The organism is Sphingobacterium faecale (assembly GCF_016746095.1).
In the GTDB taxonomy this organism is placed as follows: domain Bacteria; phylum Bacteroidota; class Bacteroidia; order Sphingobacteriales; family Sphingobacteriaceae; genus Sphingobacterium; species Sphingobacterium faecale.
This window is the reverse complement of sequence record NZ_JAERTY010000007.1, coordinates 95,497-112,931: the sequence shown is the minus strand read 5'-3', so window position 1 is coordinate 112,931 and position 17,435 is coordinate 95,497. Positions and strand designations below refer to the sequence as shown.

General features: G+C 39.0%; 17 protein-coding genes. 7 read left to right on the top strand and 10 right to left on the bottom strand.

Annotated elements, in window-relative coordinates:
• Positions 1 to 3: 3 nt before the first annotated feature.
• Positions 4 to 1,083: a DUF6695 family protein gene (locus tag JKG61_RS12770; protein WP_202103374.1), complete on the top strand. Its 1,080-nt coding sequence runs from the start codon at positions 4 to 6 to the stop codon at positions 1,081 to 1,083.
• Here the strand turns inward: JKG61_RS12770 and ung are convergent.
• Both ung and JKG61_RS12760 read right to left on the bottom strand, forming a co-directional pair.
• Positions 1,080 to 1,754, bottom strand: coding sequence for a uracil-DNA glycosylase (gene ung / locus JKG61_RS12765; protein WP_202103373.1), 675 nt, complete (start codon positions 1,752 to 1,754; stop codon positions 1,080 to 1,082). The genes JKG61_RS12770 and ung overlap by 4 nt on opposite strands.
• 50 nt (positions 1,755 to 1,804) lie before the next feature.
• Positions 1,805 to 2,320 (bottom strand): DUF421 domain-containing protein, encoded by a 516-nt coding sequence (locus tag JKG61_RS12760; protein ID WP_202103372.1) that lies wholly within the window; start codon positions 2,318 to 2,320, stop codon positions 1,805 to 1,807.
• Positions 2,321 to 2,513: 193 nt separating this feature from the next.
• On the opposite strand from JKG61_RS12760, the gene JKG61_RS12755 reads away from it, so the two are divergent.
• The gene (locus JKG61_RS12755) at positions 2,514 to 3,053 is read left to right on the top strand and encodes a tetratricopeptide repeat protein (protein WP_202103371.1); all 540 of its coding nucleotides are present in this window, start codon (positions 2,514 to 2,516) and stop codon (positions 3,051 to 3,053) included.
• A gap of 34 nt (positions 3,054 to 3,087) precedes the next feature.
• Here the strand turns inward: JKG61_RS12755 and JKG61_RS12750 are convergent, their stop codons facing one another.
• Positions 3,088 to 3,549, bottom strand: coding sequence for a hypothetical protein (locus tag JKG61_RS12750; protein WP_202103370.1), 462 nt, complete (start codon positions 3,547 to 3,549; stop codon positions 3,088 to 3,090).
• Positions 3,549 to 4,022 carry a DUF4293 domain-containing protein gene (locus JKG61_RS12745; RefSeq protein ID WP_202103369.1) on the bottom strand — a complete coding sequence of 158 codons (474 nt, stop codon included), beginning with the start codon at positions 4,020 to 4,022 and terminating at the stop codon, positions 3,549 to 3,551. The genes JKG61_RS12750 and JKG61_RS12745 overlap by 1 nt, the downstream gene beginning before the upstream one ends.
• Before the next feature lie 111 nt (positions 4,023 to 4,133).
• Here JKG61_RS12745 and truA point away from each other — a divergent pair, with 111 nt between their 5' ends.
• Positions 4,134 to 4,886 carry a tRNA pseudouridine(38-40) synthase TruA gene (gene truA, locus JKG61_RS12740; protein ID WP_202103368.1) on the top strand — a complete coding sequence of 251 codons (753 nt, stop codon included), beginning with the start codon at positions 4,134 to 4,136 and terminating at the stop codon, positions 4,884 to 4,886.
• Between the two features lie 38 nt (positions 4,887 to 4,924).
• Positions 4,925 to 6,688, top strand: coding sequence for an ABC transporter ATP-binding protein (locus JKG61_RS12735; RefSeq protein ID WP_202103367.1), 1,764 nt, complete (start codon positions 4,925 to 4,927; stop codon positions 6,686 to 6,688).
• A gap of 134 nt (positions 6,689 to 6,822) precedes the next feature.
• On the opposite strand, the gene JKG61_RS12730 is transcribed toward JKG61_RS12735, so the two are convergent.
• Both JKG61_RS12730 and JKG61_RS12725 read right to left on the bottom strand, forming a co-directional pair.
• Positions 6,823 to 7,140, bottom strand: a complete 318-nt coding sequence (locus tag JKG61_RS12730) for a hypothetical protein (protein WP_021071074.1) — start codon at positions 7,138 to 7,140, stop codon at positions 6,823 to 6,825.
• 377 nt (positions 7,141 to 7,517) lie between these two features.
• Positions 7,518 to 9,632, bottom strand: a complete 2,115-nt coding sequence (locus tag JKG61_RS12725) for a M3 family metallopeptidase (protein WP_202103366.1) — start codon at positions 9,630 to 9,632, stop codon at positions 7,518 to 7,520.
• Positions 9,633 to 9,876: 244 nt separating this feature from the next.
• Between JKG61_RS12725 and JKG61_RS12720 the strand changes: the two genes are divergently transcribed.
• The gene (locus JKG61_RS12720; RefSeq protein WP_202103365.1) at positions 9,877 to 10,986 is read left to right on the top strand and encodes a DUF4407 domain-containing protein; all 1,110 of its coding nucleotides are present in this window, start codon (positions 9,877 to 9,879) and stop codon (positions 10,984 to 10,986) included.
• A 92-nt stretch (positions 10,987 to 11,078) separates the two neighbouring features.
• Entirely contained in the window at positions 11,079 to 11,582 is a 504-nt protein-coding gene (locus JKG61_RS12715; protein WP_202103364.1) for an ecotin, read from the top strand.
• Between the two features lie 59 nt (positions 11,583 to 11,641).
• On the opposite strand, the gene typA is transcribed toward JKG61_RS12715, so the two are convergent.
• The 3 genes from typA to JKG61_RS12700 form a co-directional block, all read right to left on the bottom strand.
• A complete protein-coding gene (typA, locus tag JKG61_RS12710) occupies positions 11,642 to 13,441 on the bottom strand; it encodes a translational GTPase TypA (RefSeq protein ID WP_202103363.1) in 1,800 nt (599 codons plus the stop codon).
• 206 nt (positions 13,442 to 13,647) lie between these two features.
• Positions 13,648 to 14,838, bottom strand: a complete 1,191-nt coding sequence (gene kbl, locus JKG61_RS12705; protein WP_202103362.1) for a glycine C-acetyltransferase — start codon at positions 14,836 to 14,838, stop codon at positions 13,648 to 13,650.
• 136 nt (positions 14,839 to 14,974) lie between these two features.
• A complete protein-coding gene (locus tag JKG61_RS12700; protein WP_202103361.1) occupies positions 14,975 to 15,388 on the bottom strand; it encodes a DUF2147 domain-containing protein in 414 nt (137 codons plus the stop codon).
• 172 nt (positions 15,389 to 15,560) lie between these two features.
• Here JKG61_RS12700 and JKG61_RS12695 point away from each other — a divergent pair, with 172 nt between their 5' ends.
• A complete protein-coding gene (locus JKG61_RS12695) occupies positions 15,561 to 15,908 on the top strand; it encodes a phage holin family protein (RefSeq protein WP_202103360.1) in 348 nt (115 codons plus the stop codon).
• A gap of 52 nt (positions 15,909 to 15,960) precedes the next feature.
• Here JKG61_RS12695 and JKG61_RS12690 read toward each other — a convergent pair whose 3' ends face one another.
• Positions 15,961 to 17,331, bottom strand: coding sequence for a PepSY-associated TM helix domain-containing protein (locus JKG61_RS12690; RefSeq protein ID WP_202103359.1), 1,371 nt, complete (start codon positions 17,329 to 17,331; stop codon positions 15,961 to 15,963).
• Between the last annotated feature and the right edge of the window lie 104 nt (positions 17,332 to 17,435).

The window sequence follows — 17,435 nt, the reverse complement described above, 5'->3', positions numbered from 1 at the left end:
AGAATGCAGGAGCAAACGATACCTTATAACGACTTTGCAATAATATTAACATGGCCCGACGCAACCATTAGAGGCGATGAAAAATGGATGATGTTTTTCAAGAAAATAGGTATAGTGAAAAATCTGAATTTCAAAGTTGGGCATACAGGTGTAGTTATCGTAGACCATCGGAATGGAAACATGTTGTTCTATGATTTTGGAAGATACATCGCTCCTCGAGGCTATGGCCGCGCAAGATCTCAGTTTTCTGACCCCTTGCTTGAGATTAAGATCAAAGCTAAGTTTTCTTCTCGCAAAATCGGCAATCTACCTGAAATCTTAGAACACTTTGAGGGTTTAAAGACAGCTATGTACGGGGAGGGAAAGCTCCTCCTTTCGATAGTGGATCGCATAAACTTTTCCATGGCTCGGGCATACGGCGACCAATGCGTTATGCAGGGCACATACCCCTACGGGGCAGTCGCTCGAAATAACAATAACTGTTCCCGATTCATCACGAGAATGCTGATCAAATCTTCACAACGCTTTCATTTCTGGCATATGATCAACCTCCCGGAAACCATTAAATGCAGTCCGGTGAGTAATCTAGTCAATACAGTAAGTGATAGGATGATTTACTCCTATACACCTGAAGACGGGCTTGCCCATTTTCGTATGAACAGATTTCAGTCCTTCTGGTTCTTGGTTAAACAGCTTGGAGATAACGTGTTTAAATCGAAAGCAGACCTGCTTCCGACCGACCAAATTATTGGTGCGGTAAACTACCGATCTAAACCGATCACCGTACCCAAAGACGCCATGTATCTTGGTGGTGTCGGCGATGGCGCATGGTACACTGTTTGCCCAGGAGAAAATAAACAGTTTACAATTAAACGTTTTACGACTTCCGGAAAATTAGAGTATGTCGTTTTGGGTGAAGCCGAAGATTCCTTTGATCCTACTGAAGCATTTGAAATCACATATGACAGCAATCTTCTGTTTACGCATATTCTCCAACGAGGAAATAAGTTACGAATAAAACATCTGCAGCAATTGGAACTAAAAGAATACACGTATAAACATATCCAAGAACGATATGCTTAATCTAAGCTCCAATCAATAATGCCTCGCCCTTTTTCCGCGAGATAATCGTTGCTTTTGGAAAAATGCTTGGAACCAAAAAAACCGCGATAAACGGAAAGCGGAGAAGGGTGAACAGCCTTTAGTATCAAATGCTTATTATGATCTATCAATACAGACTTCTTTTGTGCATAGGAACCCCACAGCAAAAAAACCACATTGTCCATTGTTTTTGAAAGCTGCGCTATAACTTGGTCCGTGAACTCTTCCCAGCCATGCTTCTGATGAGAAGCCGCTTGGTGTGCTCGAACAGTCAATGTCGCATTGAGCAAAAGCACCCCCTGTTCTGCCCATTTTGTAAGGTTACCTGATTTAGGATATACGAACCCCGGAATATCAGTCGTTAGCTCAGCAAAAATATTCTTTAGAGATGGTGGATGCATTACTCCATCCGGAACGGAAAACGACAAACCGTGTGCTTGCCCAACATTATGATAGGGATCTTGACCTAAAATCACAACCTTGACTTCAGAAAGAGGGGTCAATCGAAAAGCATTAAAAACCAAATCTTGAGGAGGGTAGACAACATACTCTCGACGTTCATGCTGTACAAAGGCGGACAGAGAACGCATGTAATCCTGTTTAAATAGTGGTTTTAACACATTATCCCAACTTTCATCAAATAGCTTTTCCATAAGTTCAAACTTAAATAAAATGACGTATATAAAGAATGGCTAAATCAATATTAGTTTGCCCCTTGGAGGTTCTTGTGATTATGCTTCCGCTTATAAACAGAATGTTTTAATACGGATTCACCAGAAATAATAGAAATATTTCCATCTTCTTCAAACATTGCTAATTTGACATCTTTAATATGTTCTATTCCATGCTCGCGCATGGCTTCATACAGTTCATCCGCCGATATTCCAATTTTGCTCAACATAACAAAGTCAGGCTTCCCCTTATGCACCAATATTTGAGGTTTTTGTTGTACGAGCTTCTGAAGAAATTTGTTTTTTAAGACTGTCCGCTTGATGATAAAATTAACCAAAAATAGAACGGAAGCAGCGACCAGCCCCCCTTGAAGGCTGGTATCCTCGCCAACCATCGCATTCTGTACAGCGTTACTGATCAATAATATTAAAATGACATCAACTGTATTTAGCTGAGACAGTTCTTTCTTTCCAAAGACACGGATAGCAGTCAACATGAAAATATAGACTACGATACAACGGACAATAACATTTATATATGCTTCCATCGGGTTTCTTTTATACAAGATAGGATAAAAAACACAATTACGATTTGTAGGTGTACATTTCCTTTGATATTATCCCGTCAAACGCCACAGTCTCCTATAAAAACAACAACCCAAATATTTTTATCCGACAAACCTGTTGGATAACATGCTAAATTAACGATATTTGCATATTCATATATAGTTATAGATTGCAATGTCAAATTTAGTACGTATAATTTTAAGTAGTCTCCTGCTAATAGGAACTGTGGCACTTTTTTGGTTTGGTCACTGGGGTTGGGGAATTTTAGGAATCTTAGTTACCATCCTAGCTTGGGTCACGGTATTTTTTAACGAAAACATGCTTATTGCACAGTGGTATTTCCGAAAACAGGATATCCCCAATGCGGAGAAATGGCTTAATAAGATTAAAAACTATGAAACTCAGTTAATCAATGCACAACATGGGTACTATCATCTGTTGCTAGGTCTGATCGAGTCGCAACGTGCGCCTATGCAATCAGAAAAATTCTTCAAAAAGGCACTTTCACTGGGTTTACATATGGATCACAACGTAGCTCTGGCAAAATTGAGCCTAGCAGGCGTCATGATGGCTAAGAGAAACAAGCGAGAAGCAGAGAAACTTTTGCAAGAAGCAAAGAAAGCAGATAAGAACAAATTATTAGCGGATCAGATCAAGATGATGAAAGATCAGATGGCAATGATGGACAAACAACAGTTCCGCTATTCAAGATAATAAAGAAGGCAATCTAAATAGATTGCCTTCTTTATTATAAATCAATAATTACTTCCAAGAATTTCCCCTGCTCTCCGCTATCTTCAAATACCAATTTAAATTGCTGAGGCATTCCCCATTGTTTTTTCCACCCTGCCGTCCTCATTACGAGCTTGACAGGAACATCTTCTTCCAATAAGTAATGAGTATAGTTCTGCCTATCTGATGCCTTTACCAATACTTTACCAATACGCATTGATTCGTATAAATAGGGTTGCCCTTTAGAGTCCACAATCCCCGAAGCAAAGCTATTCAGGTTTAATTCTCTACCTCCTCTTGTATAAGAGATCAGATAAAGCTCAACAGTAGCTGTATCTCCTTTTGTCGTCAAGGTAACACCTTTCACATCTATTTGTATGTCGTCAACTACAGTAGGCTCCTCTGTTGCTACCTGGGCAAAAGATGGTGTCCCGAAAGAACAAAGAGCTAGGCCAATCAGTAAAAAAAAGGCCTTCATTATCGTAGACGGTCTGCAGATTTAATCAGTTTCTCATCTTTGCGGATACCTCCTATTGCCATAGCTAAAAAGACAATAGCAACTGGCAACAGAAAAAAGCCAACACCAATATTTTGTGCTCCAAAGGGCTGAGAAATTAAACTTAACGTATCCTTTGAAGACATAAATAACCATATTCCAAACAAACAGATCAATACTATTTCTATAAAAATCAACATCAACTGTCTTTTCCTATTTTTATATAAAAATATCGTAAGAATAGGAATAAATCCCAATACAGCCGTTGCAATACTTTGTAATACATAGCTTTCCTGTTTGACACTTTCATTATTTACAGCAGCATAAGAACCGGTTACCAAAAGTTTCTTACCTAAGCCAACCAGATCCGTATAATTCAAATAGGGAAAAAGAAATAGTCCGAGAATAATAATAGCCGCTAATAGAAGCCAAATGGACTGAATACGTTGTATCATAACTTTACATTATTATTAATAGCACAAACTTATATAAAATGCTTTGCATTCACGAACACGGAATGAAAAAGCACTATGCAAACCCTAAAACTTTTATATTATCTTTGCTTTGTGGAGAAAAAAAGGTTTTTTATAGAAATTGCCTACGATGGTAGCGCCTATCACGGTTGGCAGATTCAACCTAATGCGATATCAGTGCAGGAAAAACTTAATCATGCTTTATATACACTGACGAGAGAAAACATAGAGACCATTGGTGCAGGAAGAACGGATACAGGTGTACATGCGAGGCAACTCTATGTACATTTCGATAGCGCAAATGCACTTTTAATAAACAGCATTGAAAAATTCAAACATTCTCTAAATGCATTGCTTCCTTATGACATCGCTATCAAAAATATTTTTGAAGTCTCGACCGATGCCCACGCACGCTTTGATGCCACATCACGTAGTTATGAATATCACATACATATTCACAAAGATCCATTCCTCATCAATAGATCCTGGCAAGTCAGAGAGCTTCCGGATATAGAAAAAATGAATGAAGCTGCTCAACAGCTTTTGGGGACAATGGATTTTTCTTGCTTTAGCAAGTCCAATACACAAGTACACACTAATATATGCACAATAACTGAGGCTAAATGGAGACAATTTGGGGAGATCGCTATTTTTAATATAACGGCAGATAGATTTTTAAGAAATATGGTACGGGCCATTGTCGGCACTCTGATGAAAATAGGCTCACAAGATCTCCCTGTTTCACATGTAAAAGACATACTTTCTAGCAAAAACAGATCTAGAGCTGGAATTTCTGTTCCTGCGCATGGCCTATATCTGACCAAAGTTCGTTACCCCTATGTATAATTGATATTATACAAGCCTCACACCACTAATTGATTCGGATGAAAAAGGAGAAGATAACAGGCAATACCTACGACAGTAAGCTACTCAAAAGACTAGCAAAATACATGCGTCCATATAACCGAACATTTTGGGTTTCGGTCATACTTACCATTCTTCTTGCAGCAGTAGCACCCGCACTCCCTTTGTTGATTGAGCATACCTTGGACAACTATATACTCAAAGGTAATTATGACGGCTTAAATGCTATGCTGGCCTTAATGATGTTGCTTTTGGCCTTACAAACTATTATCCGTTATTTTCACACCTTAATGACTAATACTTTGGGGCAATCTGTCATTAGAGATATCCGTATCGAAGTATTCAATCATATAACCAACCTACGACTCAAATACTTTGATAATACGCCAATCGGGAGATTAATCACACGAACTATTTCCGATTTGGAAACCATTGCTAATATTTTTTCGGAAGGATTGATCCAGATCATTGGTGATCTTCTACAATTAGTCGTAATCCTCGCTGTAATGTTTTACACGGATTGGAAACTGACACTGATTGTATTAGTCCCTATGCCATTAATGATTGCGGCAACCTACGTCTTCAAGGAGGCTATGAAATCAGCCTTTCAAAGCGTAAGATTATGGATCGCCAACCTCAATACCTTTTTACAGGAACATATATCGGGTATGGCGATTATCCAATACTTTGCACGTGAGGACCAAGAAATGCGGAAATTTGAGGCAATCAATAAAGAGCACCGGAATGCGCACATCCGTGCCAACTGGTACTTCTCTATATTTTTTCCAGTACTGGAAATTATCGTCGCCATAGCTACCGGATTACTGGTCTGGTACGGCTCGAAGCAAATCATTGCTGATGTTATATCCCCAGGTGTTGTCGTTGCTTTTATCATGTACATCAATATGATATTCCGACCGATCCGAGAACTTATTGACAAATTCAATACACTGCAAATGGGAATGGTTTCGGCAGAGCGTATTTTTGATGTCTTGGACACAGACGAGTTCACGCCGAATACAGGGAGCCTCGAAAATAAAGAAATCAAAGGAGCTATTGAGTTCAAGAATGTTTGGTTTGCTTATAACGATGAAAAGTGGGTGTTAAAAGATGTTAGTTTTAGCGTTGCCCCTGGAGATACTCTAGCATTGGTTGGAGCGACTGGCGCAGGGAAATCTTCCATCATCAGCATATTAAGTAGATTTTACGAAATACAAAAAGGTCAAATATTACTTGACGGAATAGACATTCGTGAGTATGAGCTTGGCTTTTTACGAAAAAATATTTCTATTGTATTACAGGATGTCTTTCTATTCTCCGATTCGATACAGAACAATATCTCGCTAAACAACCCCGAGATTTCAATGGATAAGATTATCGATGCTTCCAAAAAGGTGGGAGCATATGGTTTTATAACCAAGCTTCCCAACCAATTTGACTATCAAGTGCAAGAGAGGGGAGCTACACTATCTGCAGGACAAGCTCAATTAGTATCGTTCATTCGAGCCTTGGTACATAACCCCAAAATTCTGGTACTAGACGAAGCTACTTCTTCCATTGATACCGAAACAGAAGAAATGATACAGTCTGCTATTGATAACCTGATGGATGGACGTACGGCTATTGTTATTGCTCACCGTCTGTCGACTATCCAAAAGGCGGATAAAATTATTGTACTCGATAAAGGGGAAATAAAAGAAATCGGTTCTCACAACGAGCTATTGAATTTAGAAGGTTATTATAAAAAGCTTTACGAGCTACAGTTTAATTCAACAGGTATATAATAAGAGAAAATCCCCAAAGTCTAACTAAGGGGATTTACAGTCTATAAAAAGAAGAGAGAGAAAATTATTTATAAAACTGTTGTTTGTGCCTAGACGCCAGTCATTAAAAGACAAGCATCCAGGACTTAATATTTTTAATTTATTATCTGATAAATTTCACGCATATAATAGGCCTCCTGTAACGTGCTCGTAAAATCACGCCATTCATCCTCTGAAAATGTAAATAGAATTTCCTGTACCGGTGTCGGCAGCAATATTCGGGATATTCCATCAGGGAATCCCAAGAATTCTTCCGCACCTATTCTTTTATTTATTTCTTCTAGAAAACAATCATATTGAAAGGGATTAAAGGTCAATATAAAAGCTCCCTGCCATATATAATGATTTTTGCATTTGCTACAGTAACTAATGGTTGTATTGCCTTTCGAACCCAATGTGATAGATTGACACATAAACTATAATTTTTATTTAGACCAAATATAGATAAAAGAGAGGCAATAGAAAAACTTTTATTAAATTTTATTTTATCTCTGCTACACAACCGCATAAATGCTCGCAGGCCTTTGTTCATAGCAGGTCGGATCTCATTATTGCTAGATTAAGTCGTAAGCTATCTTTTAGACAGCTTTAACATAGCCTTTACCTAGCCTTATCCTAGCCAATAGCTATGTTAAGACTACATAATCCCTAGCCAAAAAGTATCTTAAGATCTAACTTATTAGAAACAAGATCGTACCATGGTCAAAAAACAAATGAGTGAAAAATTGAATAAAAAAAGGGACTGACTCCATTTTCAGAAATCAGTCCCTTTGTCTACTTAAGGATTTAATTAATTCAGTCCTCTCTTCTTCATCAAATGAATAGGATCTGGATCTTTACCTCTAAACGCTTTATACAATTCTGCAGGATCTCCCGTTCCTCCTTTTTCTAAAATGTTCTTACGGAAAGAATCTGCTGTGACCTGGTCAAATAACCCTTTTTCTTTAAAAGCGGCAAATGCATCAGCATCTAAGACTTCTGCCCATATGTAAGCATAGTATCCCGCGGAGTATCCACCGGAGAAGATGTGCTGAAAATAAGTGCTTCTGTAACGTGGAATAATCGCATCAATCAAGCCTACCTTGGTCATCGCTGCTTTTTCAAAAGCATTAACATCTGTACTGATCGCAGAAGTCGCAGCATGGTAATTCATATCCAATAATGATGCAGCAACATATTCTGTTGTCGCAAAACCTTGGTCAAAAGTGCCAGCTTTTTCCATTTTAGCGATCAATGAATCAGGAATAGCTTCTCCTGTTTTGTAATGTTTAGCATACGTTTTCAACACTTCAGGATCTGCAGCCCAATTTTCCATTACCTGAGACGGCAGCTCTACAAAGTCGCGCGAAACTGAAGTACCAGCCAAGGACTTATATTTCACGTTGGAAAACAATCCATGTAAAGCATGTCCAAACTCATGGAATAATGTCGTAGCTTCATCAAATGTCAATAATGCGGGCTGATCACCAACAGGCTTCGTAAAATTGCATACAATGGAGATTACTGGTGCTACACGCTTGCCATCTTTCGTTTGTTGGCTACGGTACGAAGTCATCCATGCGCCACCGCGTTTTGAATCACGAGGGAAGAAATCTGCATATAATATTCCCAGATGAGAACCGTCTTTATCTTTCACTTCATACGCTTCCACTTCTTCATGATATGTAGGTACGTTGTTTAATGCGACAAAGGTAATTCCCCATAATTTTGTAGCAGTAGCAAAAGCACCTTCACGGACGGCGGATAAACTAAAATATGGTTTAATTTCTTCCTCATTCAAGGCAAAACGTTTAACTCGTATCTTCTCAGCGTAATATCTCCAGTCATATGGTGCTACCTTAAAGGTATCTTTCGCTGCCTCAATCTCTTTCTGAATATCGGCAGCTTCGACCTTCGCTTTTGCAAGTGCAGGTCCCCATAGTTTATTCAACAAGCTATACACATTGCTAGGGTTGCCCGCCATTGATTCCTCTAAAACATAGGCAGCGTGCGACGTATAGCCTAATAGCTTAGCCTTTTCTAAACGTAGGTTGGCGATCTTGACCAAGTCTGCTTTATTATCGCTATCATTATCGTTATTAGCACGCGACTGGTATGCGTTCCATATTTCCTTGCGTAACTCCCTACTATCCGCATATTGTAAGAATGGCATTACCGAAGGATTAGAAAGTGTAAAGACCCATTTTCCCTCTTTACCTTTTGCTTTTGCAGTTTCTGCCGCCGCCGCGATCAGACCTTCTGGCAAGCCCGCTAAATCCTCTTTCTTATCAACAACCAATTCGTAAGCATTGGTTTCTGCTAATAAATTTTGTCCAAACTGAGTTGTCAATACAGAAAGATCGGCATTAATTTGTTTCAACTTAGCCTTATCTGCTTCAGACAGATTGGCTCCAGACCTTACAAAACCTTTATATGTTTCTTCCAGTAATTTCTGATCCTCCGCATCTAATCCAAGAGCATCTTTCTTCGCATATACAGCTTTAACCCTATCAAAAAGCTTTGCATTTAATTTAATCTCGTCACTATGAGCAGATATCTGAGGTGCCAAATCTTTAGCTATAGCTTGAATAGTATCGTTGGTATTTGCCGAATTCAAATTATAGAAGACTGTAGATACATTTCCCAATAATGTGCCTGCATTCTCTAAGGCAACTATCGTATTCAGGAAATTAGGCTCTTCTGTATTATTGACAATACTGTCAATTTCCAAATTATGTTGTTTAAGTGCCGCTTCAAATGCAGGTCTAAAATGTTCATCTTTGATTTTGTCAAAAGGTGGAACATTAAATGGCGTGTCATAGCTCGCCAAAAACGGATTATCAGAACCCGTACTTTTTTCTTCGTTATTACACCCTACGAACATGGAGGCAACAACCAAAAATGGAATGAAGTTTTTTTTACTCATTTCAATCTATTTATATTCTTCTATTTTTCGTTCTATCTAGCTCAAGTACCATTCCTTGACCGGAATTTACTCCCTGCACTTATGATTCAAATTTCGGTTTTAATTTGACCCTACAAACTTATATAAATTTAGCGACAAATTCTTGTTTCGCCGCTTATTTGCTGACGTTCACCGAAAAGCATGTTAAAGATTCCCGTATCATTTATACTTTTGAAAAAAACTATTCTAGCTCAAATTCAATATAATGAGTATATTAAAATCTTTTTTCTGGTGGTGTGCCGGAGTGCACAAAGAAATGCTTTCTCAATTTCCGGAAGAACACAGCAAATATGTCAGTATAGGGGCTACCATTTTCTTTACTGGACTTTTTGCGAGTCTAGCAGGTGGTTACGCACTATTCTTTGTCTTTAGCGGCAGTGCACTGGCTCCCTTATACGCCACCTTCTTTGGAATGATTTGGGGGCTGGCCATATTCAATCTTGACCGCTACATTGTCCTTAGTATGAACAAGTCGGAAAGCTATGGCAAACAACTGCTCCAAGCTTTACCCCGCATATTGTTAGCTATTTTGATTGGTATCGTCATCTCTCGCCCTCTAGAACTTAAAATTTTCGACAAAGAAATAAAGGAACATCTTCGAGTTGAATACCTAAAACAACAACACGCGCGTATAGACACGCTAAATCATACCTTTGAGAGCAAATATCAAGTCGAGTATACGCAACTGCAGACGTTAAAACGTCAAGCGGACTCTTTGGAATCTACAATCAAGACATCTAGACAGCAGCTCAATCACGAGATATTTGGTACAAAAACCACGGAAACCTCGGGCGTATTAGGGTACGGCCCCCACGCTAAACGCAAGGAAGAGAATCTCAAAAAAGAAGAAATATTTTTAGATACATTAAGAAATAGAATTCAAAACAAAGAAAATCAACTCCTGGTCAGAAAAGAAAAAGAAGGATTATTGGATCAACGAATTCTATCAGAAACCAGTCTGGACAGCGCCGTGAATATAGCTGGCTTTGCCAACAGAAATACAGCCTTGGCCAACCTCCATAAAAATGCTGATGGCACAGAAAATGATTCGACCAAATATGCGGTGATCTTTATAGCCTTGCTTTTCATATTCTTCGAGTGTCTCCCCGTATTTGTCAAATTGATGAGTGCCAAGGATCCATACGATGTCGCCCTTCATAACCAGCGGACGGTGCATTTATTTGAGTCAACATCCAATATAGATATCGAGAAAAATGCGTTGAACCAATTGATACCTCAGCGTACTGATATCGCTATTCAAAAACGCCTGGATAAGCTCACGGAAAGCTATGAAATGTCAAAAAAATCGGGATAAGGCATTCAAAACAGTCGCTTATTAAACCTTTTTGGGTTTTTGGAATCATATTTGGTATAAACAGAACAGTATTCTTTTAAACACAAACAAATATGAAGAAACAACTTCTCAAGACCTTTACGGTTTTATTGGGTCTCTTAAGCTTGACAACAATGACTATGGCACAATCTGTCCTAAAACAAAACACGGATATATTTCCGGTTCCCGAAACAGGGTATAAAAAAATGATCATCGAAGTACCTCATTCTAAAAATGACGACAACAAGAAGATCGAATTCAATGTTGGTAAATGGATGGAAGTAGATGGTTGTAATCATTTTTCTCTGCAGGGAACGTTAGAAAAGAAAGATTTACAGGGCTGGGGATATGATTATTATGTATTCAAAACCAATGGAAATGTCGCTTCGACACAAATGGGCTGTCCAGACGCTCCCAATAGGCATTTATTTGTTGCAGCACAACCAGAGATGGTACGCTACAATGGAAAATTACCGATCGTAATCTATGTACCTGATGGATATGAGGTGCAATTCAAGATCTATAAAGCCGAGGAAGATGTCTATGTTGCAGCGGAAGAACGCATCAGGAAAAAATAGACTATATAAAACTTTGGAAATAAAAAAGGCCAGTCCAATTTGACTGGCCTTTTTGTGTGTTAAACTTTCTTGTTTACCTTACGCTCATTTTCCGTTAGGTAAATTTTACGTAAGCGTATAGATTGAGGTGTGACCTCAATATATTCGTCTCCTTGGATGTATTCCATTGATTCCTCTAATGAGAACTTAATAGCAGGAGCGATACGTGTGTTATCATCTGTACCAGACGCACGCATATTTGTCAATTGCTTAGCTTTGACTATATTAATTGTCAAATCGTTGTCTCGGATGTGCTCTCCTAAAATCTGACCTTCGTAAATCTCTACTCCTGGCTCTACAAAGAACTTACCACGATCCTGTAACTTATCAATAGAGTAAGCTGTTGTAGTACCTTTATCTAAAGAGATCAAAACACCATGCTGACGGCCAGGAATTGTTCCTTTCCAAGGCTCGTAACCTTTAAGACGGTGCGCCATTACGGCCTCACCAGCTGTAGCAGTCAGGATATTGTTACGCAATCCGATGATACCGCGTGACGGAATTTCGAATTCCAAGTGCTGCATTTCACCTTTGGCTTCCATAATCAACAACTCACCTTTACGTTGTGTTACCAATTCGATTACCTTACCAGACACATCACCAGGAACATCTACAACCAATACCTCTACCGGTTCACACTTTTTACCATCAATTTCTTTAACGATAACCTGCGGTTGTCCCACTTGTAACTCATACCCCTCACGACGCATGGTCTCGATAAGTACGGACAAGTGTAAGATACCACGGCCATAGACTAACCATGCATCCGGAGATTCTGTAGGAACAACACGTAATGCTAAGTTTTTCTCCAATTCTTTCTGTAAACGATCGTGAATATGACGAGAGGTAACTAACTTACCTTCTTTACCAAAAAATGGAGAGTTATTGATCGTAAACAACATGTTCATTGTTGGTTCGTCGATCTGGATAACTTCTAGTTGTTCTGGATTCTCGAAATCGGCGATGGTATCCCCAATATCAAAGCCTTCAATACCTACCACCGCACAAATATCACCAGCCTTTACCTCAGAAACCTTAAGACGTCCCAATCCCTCAAAGATTTGAAGTTCTTTGACACGGCTTTTTACAATCTTGCCGTCACGTTTTACTAATGATATAGGCTGATTTTCTTTGATTGTGCCTCGTGCAACACGACCAATCGCTATACGACCGACAAATGTAGAGTAATCTAAAGACGTAATTTGCATCTGTAATGTACCCTCGGCTTGAGGTGCTGCAGGAATATGTTCTATAATTGCATCCAACAAAGGACTGAAGTCTTCTGTCGGTTGTTTCCAATCTGTGGACATCCATCCTTGTTTAGATGATCCGTACAATACTGGGAATTCGAGTTGCTCTTCGGTAGCATCTAAGCTAAAGAATAAATCAAAAACATTTTCATATACTTCGTCCGGACGGCAGTTTTCCTTATCTACTTTATTAACTACGACAATAGGTTTTAATCCTAAAGCCAAAGCTTTTTGCGTAACAAAGCGAGTCTGAGGCATCGGTCCTTCAAAGGCATCACACAACAAAACTACACCATCCGCCATTTTTAGTACGCGTTCCACCTCTCCACCAAAATCGGCGTGACCAGGGGTGTCGATTACATTAATCTTAACGTCTTTATATTTGACGGCAACATTTTTCGAAACGATCGTAATACCGCGTTCACGTTCTAAATCGTTGTTATCTAAAATTAAATCACCTGTACCATCATTATCTCTAAATTGGTTCGTGAAATGTAAGATTTTGTCAACTAACGTAGTTTTTCCGTGATCGACGTGAGCGATAATCGCTATATTTCTAATATTTTGCATGTAGCAAGTAAATTTGTTTTAAATTCAGGGTGCAAAGATAATTATTTTACACCTCAAATTTTAGTATTTTATATTATTATTTTGTTAACCTTCCGATTTCACACTCAAATACTTAAGACTTTTTTACATCAAAAACTGCCCCGAAGGATGTGTTACGATATCAGCAATGTCTTTTTCCTTTCTCAGTTAACAAGTGATTTGCGCATTTACGAGATTACGCCAAGGGCTTTCCCTACTTTCGTAAATGCCGCAATAGCCTTATCCAGATGGGCTTTATCATGGGCAGCAGAGATCTGTACACGAATCCGAGCTTTACCCTGAGGCACTACAGGATAGTAAAAACCGATCACATAGATTCCTTCGTCTAACATTTTCGCAGCAAATTCCTGCGCCAACTTGGCTTCATAAAGCATCACAGGCACGATTGGATGAAATCCAGGTTTAATATCAAAACCTGCAGCTGTCATCTGCTCTCGGAAATACAATGTATTCGCTTCCAATTTATCCCTTAATTCTGTCGTTTCACTCAGCATATCTAATACCGCCACAGACGCACCTGTAATCGCAGGAGCTAAGGTGTTTGAAAAAAGGTATGGTCTAGAGCGCTGCCGTAACATATCGATAATCTCTTTTTTACCTGAAGTAAACCCTCCCGAAGCGCCACCTAAAGCCTTACCTAACGTACCTGTTATAATATCGATACGATCTATAACATCAAATAGCTCATGCGTACCTCTACCTGTTTTACCGATGAAACCTGAGCAATGCGATTCATCGATCATCACTAAAGCTTCATATTTATCCGCTAAGTCACAGATTTTATCTAATGGAGCGACAGAACCATCCATAGAGAACGCTCCATCGGTCACGATGATTTTATGACGGGCTCCGGAAGCAGCTTGTAACTGAGCTTCCAAATCCTCCATATCGCAGTTTTTATAACGGAAACGCTGTGCTTTACATAGACGCACTCCGTCAATAATAGAAGCATGATTCAGCTCATCGGAGATAATAGCGTCTTCAGCTCCAAACAAAGGCTCAAAGACACCGCCATTGGCATCAAATGCTGCAGCATAAAGAATCGTATCTTCTGTCCCTAAAAAACTAGACAACTTTGCTTCCAGCTCTTTGTGCACATCTTGTGTTCCACAGATGAAACGAACCGAGGACATACCATAGCCGTGATCATCTATAGCTTTCTTTGCGGCATCAACAACTTTTGGATGAGATGAAAGTCCGAGATAATTGTTTGCACAGAAGTTAACAACTTCCTGTCCAGTGCTTACTCTAATATCCGCCCCCTGAGGAGTTACAATAATCCGTTCTTCTTTATAAAGTCCTGCTTCTTTGATTGCAGCCAACTCTTTTTCCAATGCTGGCTTTAACGTTTTGTACATATGAAAAAATAAAATTTATAATTTTAAAATATCCAAAGCGTTAGGGCCTTAGGACATTTGATTCTTGTTCCAAAGATAGCAGAATTTTACCACTACGCAGTACGAAATCGTTTGTCTGCGCATTATAAAACCCACTTTATTTGGCACGTGTCCACGTTTCTGACCGTCCAAACATACTAATACCTATGAATCCACGAATATCCAAAGCATTATCTCCCTTAAGTTTCATCTTACAACTATATGTCTTACCGCTTTTGGGATCGTAGATTTCTCCATCCTCATAGGAAGTTCTCTTTTTTGTAAAGTTGTTAAGAATGACAATTCCATTTAAAGCACGGGACCTTAGCTTTTCATCGGGATTTTTTGTGTCTTTTTTTGACTTGTCTTTAACAAGATATAACTTGCCAAAAAATTTTCCATTCGATTCATAGATTTCCACCTTGCCCTCTCCACTGGGATTTAACCACATCCCCACAATAGGATCTTTACTTTGCGCATAAGAGGCCATAGAAAACACGAGCGCTACAAAAGAAAATAATAACTGTTTCATAGTATAATTAAGTTTAAAATGTATATTAAAGATAATATATTTTTTATATGCAAGCATAATAAAACAATTAACATATTGACATAATGCTGCTCAAGGATAAACCGAGCCGCACGGTATATCAAGCATTTGGCACCAATTTTGAACATGTATTAATTAAAAAACAGGTACTATTATGAGATTCATTATTTCCCTTTTATTGACAGGATTAGTCGTTGCAATTGCGGCTTATGTTATCCCTGGAGCACATGTTGCAGGCTTTGGATGGGCTATAGTCACTGGCTTGGTAATCGGTTTTGTAAATGCCATAGTTGGTGGGATATTAAGACTGTTTACATTTCCTCTAAACTGGCTTACTTTTGGACTGGTTTCATTCATCATCACCATCCTTATGATCATGTTAAGTGACTCTATTATGGGGTCCAAATTTGACGTTGACGGTTTCTGGAATGCTGCTCTATTTGCAATTGTGGTCGCCATAATCGAAATGCTGCTAGATAGCATGTTAAGTCGAAAGAAATAAATCAAGATACAAAGAAAAGCCCCGGTCTATAATGAACAGGGGCTTTACTAACCTATTTCTTATTTTTCTTCATCTTATTGATCCAAATCATCGTACCTGTAACCGGTAAAGAGGTCGCAATAAGACAAGCTATGAAATACAGTAGCTTACTAAAAGGTCCATATATATCCCCAATATGCAATGCTTTAATCGATGCAGATGCCCGCTCGTTAAATGGCTTATCTCTAAAAATATCCTTCTCTAGCACTGTTCCACTGTATTGATCCAGCGTCAATTTATCTCCTGCAGAAGGAGCGAAAAAACCTACACGATTCTTTGAGACAGAAACAGTACCAACACTATCTTTTGCAAAATTGACTGTAATATCTCCATCATAAGGCAACAGTTTATTCACAATTAAAATAGTCTCCTCGATAGTTAGAGGTTCTTTTCCATCCGTAGGCATAACGGATACGAACGCCGGCTTATCTTCCTTCGGTGCATCGGGAGATTTATAAGTTCCCCAAGTCTTTTGCCATCCTGCCCTATACCATTCAAATGACCAAAAAGGCCCTGTCACGGACATTAAGAATAGAATTATGCAACTGTAGAGACCGAGCGTATTATGCAAATCGTGATTGATACGCTTCCATCTCGCTGACCATTTTATCTTAAGGCCATTCTTCCATCCTCTCATCTTAGCTGGAAACCAGATAATCATACCAGAGATGACGCCCAGCAAAAACAGCAACGTAGCTGTCCCTGTAATCCAAGATCCCAGCTTACGATTCTCTACCCCTTCTATGATAGGTTTTTCCACCTCATTCAGAAGCAACCAACGATGCAAGCCGAACATGGTTTGCATCAAAGCTGCTGTCTTGGTCTTCTCATCCGAAGGATCACCGATAACCTGTCCTGTATACGGATTTATGGCCATCTGATTGGCACGAGGACCACGTCCACCAGCAGCTGGGGCAGCTTTTTTCTCTTTTCCAGCACCCGCACTAGCCGCTTCACCAACCTTATTGGTATCTTTTCCCTTAGATGCTGGCTCATCTCCCTTAGCAAGTTTGGCTTCCGAAGCTCCTGTATTAACCTCAATCTTTTTCGGCCCTGCCTTCTTTTCTGACTCTCCCTCTTCCTTTCTAGCCTTACTATACAATGCAAATATCGTCTTATCAGTATTAAAAGGGACTTTTACCCCAACAATCTCCCCCTTTATAGACGTCTTAGCCTGCTTAATTAAGGTATCCACATTTTGCTTATCTCCCTCTGGAGCTACTTTATAATATTGAGGTATAGCTGCCTCTCGAAGTTCTGTATTATACGTATAGATGGTTCCTGTCAAACAGACAATCAATACGACAATACCAGAAATCAATCCGCCCCATAGGTGGATATCGTTGAAAAATTTGCGAATCTTAGGCCAATTGGATGAAGACATGTTTTTTATTTTTTGCAAATATATATTATTTATTCTTAGTCTAAATAATGTTTAATAAAAAAAGAAGGACTCTAAGCAAATCTTAAAGTCCTTTTTAATACTGT

Bases quoted from the DNA above. Each gene is read 5' to 3' on its own strand.
- JKG61_RS12770 (WP_202103374.1), top strand. From the start codon at position 4: ATGCAGGAGCAAACGATACCTTATAACGACTTTGCAATAATATTAACA.
- ung (WP_202103373.1), bottom strand. From the start codon at position 1,754: ATGGAAAAGCTATTTGATGAAAGTTGGGATAATGTGTTAAAACCACTA.
- JKG61_RS12760 (WP_202103372.1), bottom strand. From the start codon at position 2,320: ATGGAAGCATATATAAATGTTATTGTCCGTTGTATCGTAGTCTATATT.
- JKG61_RS12755 (WP_202103371.1), top strand. From the start codon at position 2,514: ATGTCAAATTTAGTACGTATAATTTTAAGTAGTCTCCTGCTAATAGGA.
- JKG61_RS12750 (WP_202103370.1), bottom strand. From the start codon at position 3,549: ATGAAGGCCTTTTTTTTACTGATTGGCCTAGCTCTTTGTTCTTTCGGG.
- JKG61_RS12745 (WP_202103369.1), bottom strand. From the start codon at position 4,022: ATGATACAACGTATTCAGTCCATTTGGCTTCTATTAGCGGCTATTATT.
- JKG61_RS12735 (WP_202103367.1), top strand. From the start codon at position 4,925: ATGAAAAAGGAGAAGATAACAGGCAATACCTACGACAGTAAGCTACTC.
- JKG61_RS12730 (WP_021071074.1), bottom strand. From the start codon at position 7,140: ATGTGTCAATCTATCACATTGGGTTCGAAAGGCAATACAACCATTAGT.
- JKG61_RS12725 (WP_202103366.1), bottom strand. From the start codon at position 9,632: ATGAGTAAAAAAAACTTCATTCCATTTTTGGTTGTTGCCTCCATGTTC.
- JKG61_RS12720 (WP_202103365.1), top strand. From the start codon at position 9,877: ATGAGTATATTAAAATCTTTTTTCTGGTGGTGTGCCGGAGTGCACAAA.
- JKG61_RS12715 (WP_202103364.1), top strand. From the start codon at position 11,079: ATGAAGAAACAACTTCTCAAGACCTTTACGGTTTTATTGGGTCTCTTA.
- typA (WP_202103363.1), bottom strand. From the start codon at position 13,441: ATGCAAAATATTAGAAATATAGCGATTATCGCTCACGTCGATCACGGA.
- kbl (WP_202103362.1), bottom strand. From the start codon at position 14,838: ATGTACAAAACGTTAAAGCCAGCATTGGAAAAAGAGTTGGCTGCAATC.
- JKG61_RS12700 (WP_202103361.1), bottom strand. From the start codon at position 15,388: ATGAAACAGTTATTATTTTCTTTTGTAGCGCTCGTGTTTTCTATGGCC.
- JKG61_RS12695 (WP_202103360.1), top strand. From the start codon at position 15,561: ATGAGATTCATTATTTCCCTTTTATTGACAGGATTAGTCGTTGCAATT.
- JKG61_RS12690 (WP_202103359.1), bottom strand. From the start codon at position 17,331: ATGTCTTCATCCAATTGGCCTAAGATTCGCAAATTTTTCAACGATATC.